Source organism: Pinirhizobacter sp. (assembly GCF_035317885.1).
Taxonomy (GTDB): Bacteria; Pseudomonadota; Gammaproteobacteria; order Xanthomonadales; family Rhodanobacteraceae; genus Pinirhizobacter.
In genome coordinates this window covers 1-6,731 of the sequence record NZ_DATHFX010000338.1, presented here as the reverse complement: position 1 = coordinate 6,731, position 6,731 = coordinate 1, and the positions used below count along the sequence as shown (strand labels likewise).

The window sequence follows — 6,731 nt, the reverse complement described above, 5'->3', positions numbered from 1 at the left end:
CCATCGTCGGCGCGGGTGTAAAGGCTCGGCAAAGTGCCGGTTTCCTTCAAGTCCCGCCAGCCATCGGAGCGGCCGACGAAACCGACACTACGCTGCAGCACCGGCGGTTCCGCACCCAGGGCCAGCGAACGGCCACCACCGCGGGCGAATACCAGGTCCTTACCCTTGAATTGCCCCGTCCAGGCGGTGTTGTGGTCACCGCCATTGACCAGGTGCGGCGCCAGCAGCATGTAGACGCGGTAGTCCTCGCGCTTTCCTTCCAGTGCCTCGAAGCGGATCTGCTGCAGCACCACGTCCCGCCGGGGGTCGGTGATCACCCGCTTGGTGATGCGAAACCGCCCACGGGTGCAGGTATTGACCAGCCGGTAGGCCGGGAGACCGCTTTCGTAAGATTCCACCGCGTGATGAGCGTCACGCTTCTCCTCGGCGAAGAAACCGTCGGGGCCGGTTACCAGCAAGCCCGCGTCGCGCATGCAGGCCATGTCGATGCGCGGGTAGTACACCTCGTTCAGGATGCCGCGGCCCAAGGTGAACCAGACCCGGCTTTCGGCCGTAAGCGCCGTGCCAACACCCGATTTGGCCGATGAAGACCACCTCGCCGCGACCCCGGGATGGCCGGGTGCCGGCCGATCTTCGTTATCAAACATAGTGCATTCCGGGCAGGCTGGAATGCCCGACTCTACGCCCGCGGGATGACCCTCGCCACCCCTCGAAGATGGCCCCAAACCGTTGTAAGGCTCGCATTTTTTTGCCGGGTGTCGAACGGCCCTTTCAGGGCTCGCTAAGATTTGGACGTCCATACGTCCGATGCTTGGCTGATTCATTCCTAGGAAGAATAGTTTCACCACCAACTGTTGACACGCGTGGCAAACGCACCTTATGGTCGGTTCCATGTCGCAGCGCACCAACATCAGCCGCATCGCCGATCACGCCCGCCAGCAGGCGGCCGGCGCCACGCTGCGACTTCGCGGCACGCTTCTTCTTGCCCTTGTACTCGTACTCCTTATTACCAACGGAGGTGCGGGCTGAGGGCATGTGTCCAGGTAACTAAGAAACAAACCTGAAGACTCCTCAAAACCCCGCACCTGCCGAAGGTAGCGGGGTTTTTTGTTGCTACTCATTCACCGCCCCAAGCGGAGCAGACCATGAGCCACCCGAACCACACCACGCACGAAAACGACGGCGAGCCGGACGTAGGCCGCGTGCGCATCTTCGACACCACCCTGCGCGACGGCGAACAGGCCCCGGGCTTCTCGATGGACCGGCGCGCCAAGATGCGCATGGCCCACGCCCTGGAGGAACTGGGCGTCGACGTGATGGAAGCGGGATTCCCCGCCGCCTCGCCGGACGACTTCGCCGCCGTGGCGGAAGTGGCCAGGGCGATGAAAGCGCCCACGGTCTGCGCCCTGGCGCGCTGCCAGCCGGGCGACATCGATGCCGCCGGCAAGGCGCTGGCGCAGGCCCGCCGCTCGCGTATCCATGTATTCCTGTCCACCAGCCCCCTGCATCGCGAGCACAAGCTGGGCAAGACCAAGGCCGAGGTGATCGAGATCGCCATCGCCGCCATCAAGCGGGCGAAGGACCAGTGCCACGAGGTTGAGTTTTCCGCCGAGGATGCCCTGCGCACCGAACACGACTACCTGGTGGAAGTGTTCAACGCCGCGGCCGATGCCGGTGCGATCGTGCTGAACGCGCCCGACACCGTGGGCTACACCACGCCGGCCGAGATGGCCGAGCTCTTCACCTACCTGCAGGCCAACGTGCGAAGGCCCGATGGCGTGATCTTCTCCGCCCATTGCCACGACGACCTGGGCCTGGCCGTGGCCAATTCGATGGCGGCCATCAGCGCCGGCGCCCGCCAGGTGGAATGCACCATCAACGGCATCGGCGAGCGCGCCGGCAACGCCGCCATGGAAGAAATCGTCATGGCGCTGCACACCCGCGCACCGTATTTCAAGGTCGATACCGGCATCGTCACCGAACGCCTGTATCCCACCTCGCGCCTTCTGGCCAACCTCACCCAGCAACCGGTGCCGCGCAACAAGGCGATCGTCGGCGACAACGCGTTTGCCCATGAATCAGGCATCCACCAGCACGGCATGCTCAAGCATCGCGGCACCTACGAAATCATGCGTCCGGAAGATGTCGGCGCCAGCACCTCGCTGGTGCTGGGCAAGCACTCCGGCCGCCATGCACTGCGCCAGCGTCTGGCAACCTTGGGCTTCGAGCCGGATGAAGCGGCCATGGATGAAGTATTCGCCAACTTCAAGAAGCTGGCCGACCGCAAGCGCGAAGTGGTGGATGCGGACCTTGTGGCACTGGCCGGCGGTGTCGATCCAGAGACGCAGGGCCCGTGGCGCATCCAGAACATGCACGCCAACTCGCATGTGGGCGGCAGCGCGTCGGTCACGGTGCAACTGCGCCACGACGACGGGCGTGAAGCCAGCGAGGCTGCCATCGGCGATGGCCCCGTGGACGCCATGCTGCGCGCCGTGCAGCGCGCCACCGGCCAGCCGCTGGAGCTGGTGGACTTCCAGGTACGCGCCATCAGCCAGGGCGGCGACGCCCAGGGCCACGCCAGCCTTTCAGCCACGCACCTGGGGCACGAATACCGGGGCAACGGCGTAAGCACCGACATCGTCGAGGCCACCGCGCACGCGGTACTGGCCATCGTCAACCGCATCGAACGCCAGGCGCCGCACACGGCAGCCGTGGCCGCACAACGCTGAACCAGGAGCACGACCCATGCAAGCCCCGTCCCTCATCTGGCACAACGGCAGTATCAAACCCTTTGCCGAAGCCACGGTCCACGTCGGCGCCCACGCGCTGCACTACGGATCGTCCGTGTTCGAAGGCATCCGCGTGTATGCCACGCCCGATGGCCCGCGGTATTTCCGCCTGCGCGACCACACCACGCGGCTGTTCCAGTCCGCGCGCGTGTACGACCTGGACCACGGCTACGACGCGCAGGCGATCGACCGCGCCTGCTGCGAGGTCATCGCCGCCAATGGACTTCAATCAGCCTACGTGCGGCCGATCATCTATCGCAGCGGCTTCACGTTCGCGCTTGCGCCACCACTGGATACGGCGGTGGACGTGGCCATCATCGCCCTGCCCTGGGGCGCCTATCACGGCAGCGATGCGCTGGAGAAAGGCGTGGACGTGTGTGTTTCCTCGTGGAACCGCGCCGCGCCCAATACCTTCCCCAGCGGCGCCAAGGCCGCGGGCAATTACCTCAACAGCCAGCTGATCGCCCGCGAGGCCATCAGCGGCGGCTACGCCGAGGGCATCGCCCTGGGCACCGATGGCCTGCTGAGCGAGGGTGCCGGTGAGAACCTTTTCATCGTGCGCAACGGCGTGATCCACACCCCGCCGGTGGCCGCCAGCATCCTGTGCGGCATCACCCGCGACAGCGTGCTCACCCTGGCCCGCGCCCGTGGCTACACCATCGTCGAGCAGTCGCTGCCGCGTGAGTTCCTGTATTTCGCCGACGAGGTGTTCATGACCGGCACCGCCGCCGAGGTGACGGCCGTGCGCTCGGTGGACCGCAAGCGCGTCGGCGACGGCGTGCCCGGCCCGTTTACGCGCCAGTTGCAGGACGATTTCTTCGGCCTGTTCGACGGACGCACCGAAGACCGATGGGGCTGGCTCACGCCAGTGCACGAAGCCGCTGAAGCGAAGGTGGCCGCATGAACGCCCGTACCTTGCTGGACAAACTCTGGGACGCCCACCAGGTGGTGGACGAAACCGCCGCCACCCCGGGCGTGCTGTACGTCGACCTGCACCTGGTACACGAGGTGACTTCCCCCCAGGCCTTCGATGAACTGCGCTCGCGCGGCCTCACCGTGCGACGCCGCGACCGCACGCTGGCCACGCTCGACCACTCCACGCCTACGCTTCCCGCGGGGGCCGACGGCCGCCGCCCGTACTACACGCCGGAAGCGGAAAGCCAGGTGGCCAAACTCGAGGCGAACGTCGCGGAGTTCGGTATCGACCTGCTGGGCTGGGACAGCCCCGACCGCGGCATCGTCCACGTGGCAGGCCCCGAAGTGGGTGCCACCCATCCGGGCATGACCATCGTCTGCGGTGACAGCCACACCGCCACCCACGGCGCCTTTGGTGCGCTGGCCTTCGGCATCGGTACCACCGAAGTCGGCCACGTGCTGGCCACGCAGTGCCTGCTGCAACGCAAGCCGAAATCCCTGGCAATCAACGTGGAGGGAAAACTGCAGCGCGGCGTGACCGCCAAGGATCTGATCCTGCACATCATCGGGCAGATCGGTATCGGCGGCGGCACCGGCCATGTCATCGAATACCGCGGCTCGACCATCCGCGCCCTGTCGATGGAAGAGCGCATGACGGTGTGCAACATGTCCATCGAGGCCGGTGCCCGCGCGGGCCTGATCGCCCCCGACGACACCACCTTTACCTGGCTGGAAGGCCGTGAGCGCGCGCCGAAGGGTGCGGCCTGGGACCAGGCGGTGGCGCACTGGCGCACATTACATTCCGACGAAGGCGCGACGTACGACCAGCAAGTCCATATCGACGCCAGCACCATCACGCCCAGCGTCACCTATGGCACCCATCCCGGCATGGTAGTGGCCATTGCCGCCAACGTGCCCAGGGCCGCCGACGCGCTGGAGCAGAAGGCGCTGGACTACATGCGTGTCACCGCCGGCAAGCCGATGGCCGGTGAGCACGTGGATGTCGTCTTCATCGGCAGCTGCACCAATGCGCGGCTGTCGGACCTCCACGCCGCCGCGGGCATCCTGCGTGGACGCAAGGTGGCCGGCCACGTGCGGATGCTGGTGGTGCCGGGCTCGGAAAAAGTGCGACGCGAAGCCGAAGCCGCTGGCCTTCACGAGGTATTCCGCGCCGCCGGCGCCGAGTGGCGCGAGCCGGGTTGCTCAATGTGCATCGCCATGAACGGCGATCTGGCCCAGCCGGGCCAGCTGGTGGTGAGCACGTCCAACCGCAACTTCGAAGGCCGCCAGGGCAAGGGGGCACGCACGGTGCTTGCCAGCCCGCTGGTCGCCGCGGCGTCCGCCGTTGCTGGCGTGGTGGCCGATCCCCGTGACTATCTCGACCAGGAGGCCGCCGCATGAGCAGCTTGCGACCGCTGGCCTACGTGCACTCCCGCACGGCGGTGCTGGCCAATGAAAACATCGACACCGACCGCATCATCCCGGCGCGCTTCCTGACCACCACCGAGCGCACGGGCCTGGGCAAACATGCCTTCGAAGACTGGCGGTACCTGGCCGATGGCTCGGACAACCCGGATTTCGCGCTGAACAAACCCGCGGCCCGCGGCTGCCAGATCATCGTGGCCGGCCACAACTTCGGTTGCGGTTCCTCGCGCGAGCATGCGCCCTGGGCCTTGCTGGACTACGGCATCACCGCGGTGATCTCCAGCGAGATCGCCGACATCTTCCGCGGTAACGCACTGAAGAACGGCCTGCTAGCCGTGGTAGTGAGCGCGGCCGAACACCGCTGGCTGCTGGACCATCCCGGCACGGAACTGCGCATCGACATTGCCGCCGGCAGCATCCGCCTGCCCGACGGCGGCGAGATCCGCTTCGAGCTGGATGAATTCTCACGCCACTGCCTGTTGAACGGCGTGGACCAGCTCGGCTTCCTGCTGCAGCAGGACAACGCCATTACCGCATTCGAAAAGAACCTGGAGCAGGCCGCATGAAGGCGACCATCGTGGTATTGCCCGGCGACGGCATCGGCCCGGAAGTGGCGGCTGCCGGTGTAGCCGTGCTCAAGGCCGTGGCCGATCGATACGGCCATGACTTCTCCTTCGACGAACAGCTGATCGGTGGCGCCGCCATCGACGCCGTCGGCGATCCGCTGCCACCCGCCACGCGCCTGGCCTGCGAGAAAGCCGACGCCGTGCTCCTGGGTGCCGTGGGCGGACCCAAATGGTCCGACCCGAATGCCCCGGTGCGCCCCGAACAGGGCTTGCTGGCGATCCGCAAGGCGCTGGGCGTGTTCGCCAATGTGCGGCCGCTGAAACTGCATCCACGCAGCGCGGCGCTGTCGCCGCTGAAGCCCGAGAAGACCAAGGGCGTGGACCTGGTCTTCATCCGCGAACTCACCGGCGGCATCTATTTCGGCGCCAAGACACGGACGGAAACCGAGGCCACCGATGAATGCCGCTATTCCGTGGTGGAGATCGAGCGGGTGATGCGCCACGCCTTCGAACTGGCCCGCACGCGGCGCAGCAAGGTGACCTCGGTGGACAAGGCCAACGTGCTGGAAACCTCGCGCCTGTGGCGTTCGGTGGCCACGCGCATCGGCCAGGAGTACCCGGATGTTTCGCTCGAGCACCAGTTGGTCGATTCGATGGCCATGCTGCTGCTGACGCGTCCTGCCGACTATGACGTGATCGTCACCGAGAACATGTTCGGCGACATCCTCACCGACGAGGGCGCCGTGCTTGCCGGCTCCCTCGGGCTGTTGCCCTCCGCATCGCTCGGGGAGAAACCCTGCGGCCTGTACGAGCCGATCCACGGCTCGGCGCCGGACATTGCAGGCAAGGGCCTGGCCAATCCGCTGGGCACCATCCTGTCCACCGCGATGCTGCTGCGCCATTCGCTCAACCTGCCCACCGAGGCGGCGCTCGTGGAAGCCGCCGTCGACGCCGTGCTTGAGCACGGCAACCTCACCCGCGACGTCGGCGGCACGGCCAGCACGCAAGACGTGCGGGGCGCCGTGCTCGATGCCTG

General features: G+C 66.6%; 6 protein-coding genes and 1 pseudogene. 6 read left to right on the top strand and 1 reads right to left on the bottom strand.

What is annotated here, in order from left to right; translation table 11 throughout:
* Positions 1-647 (bottom strand): annotated as a pseudogene (locus VK519_RS11015) (glycoside hydrolase family 15 protein); the annotation flags it as partial.
* A 244-nt stretch (positions 648-891) separates the two neighbouring features.
* On the opposite strand from VK519_RS11015, the gene VK519_RS11010 reads away from it, so the two are divergent.
* From VK519_RS11010 to leuB, 6 genes are all read left to right on the top strand, one after another.
* The gene (locus tag VK519_RS11010; RefSeq protein ID WP_324349780.1) at positions 892-1,029 is read left to right on the top strand and encodes a hypothetical protein; all 138 of its coding nucleotides are present in this window, start codon (positions 892-894) and stop codon (positions 1,027-1,029) included.
* 116 nt (positions 1,030-1,145) lie between these two features.
* Entirely contained in the window at positions 1,146-2,729 is a 1,584-nt protein-coding gene (locus VK519_RS11005; RefSeq protein ID WP_324349779.1) for a 2-isopropylmalate synthase, read from the top strand.
* 16 nt (positions 2,730-2,745) lie between these two features.
* On the top strand, positions 2,746-3,693 hold the full coding sequence (locus VK519_RS11000; protein WP_324349777.1) for a branched-chain amino acid transaminase: 948 nt from the start codon (positions 2,746-2,748) through the stop codon (positions 3,691-3,693).
* Positions 3,690-5,105, top strand: coding sequence for a 3-isopropylmalate dehydratase large subunit (leuC, locus tag VK519_RS10995; protein ID WP_324349775.1), 1,416 nt, complete (start codon positions 3,690-3,692; stop codon positions 5,103-5,105). The genes VK519_RS11000 and leuC overlap by 4 nt, the downstream gene beginning before the upstream one ends.
* Positions 5,102-5,695 carry a 3-isopropylmalate dehydratase small subunit gene (gene leuD, locus VK519_RS10990; protein ID WP_414692738.1) on the top strand — a complete coding sequence of 198 codons (594 nt, stop codon included), beginning with the start codon at positions 5,102-5,104 and terminating at the stop codon, positions 5,693-5,695. Before leuC ends, leuD begins: the two co-directional genes overlap by 4 nt.
* Positions 5,692-6,731: 3-isopropylmalate dehydrogenase (gene leuB / locus VK519_RS10985; protein WP_324349774.1), on the top strand; the 1,040-nt coding region annotated here is incomplete at its 3' end. The genes leuD and leuB, both read left to right, overlap by 4 nt.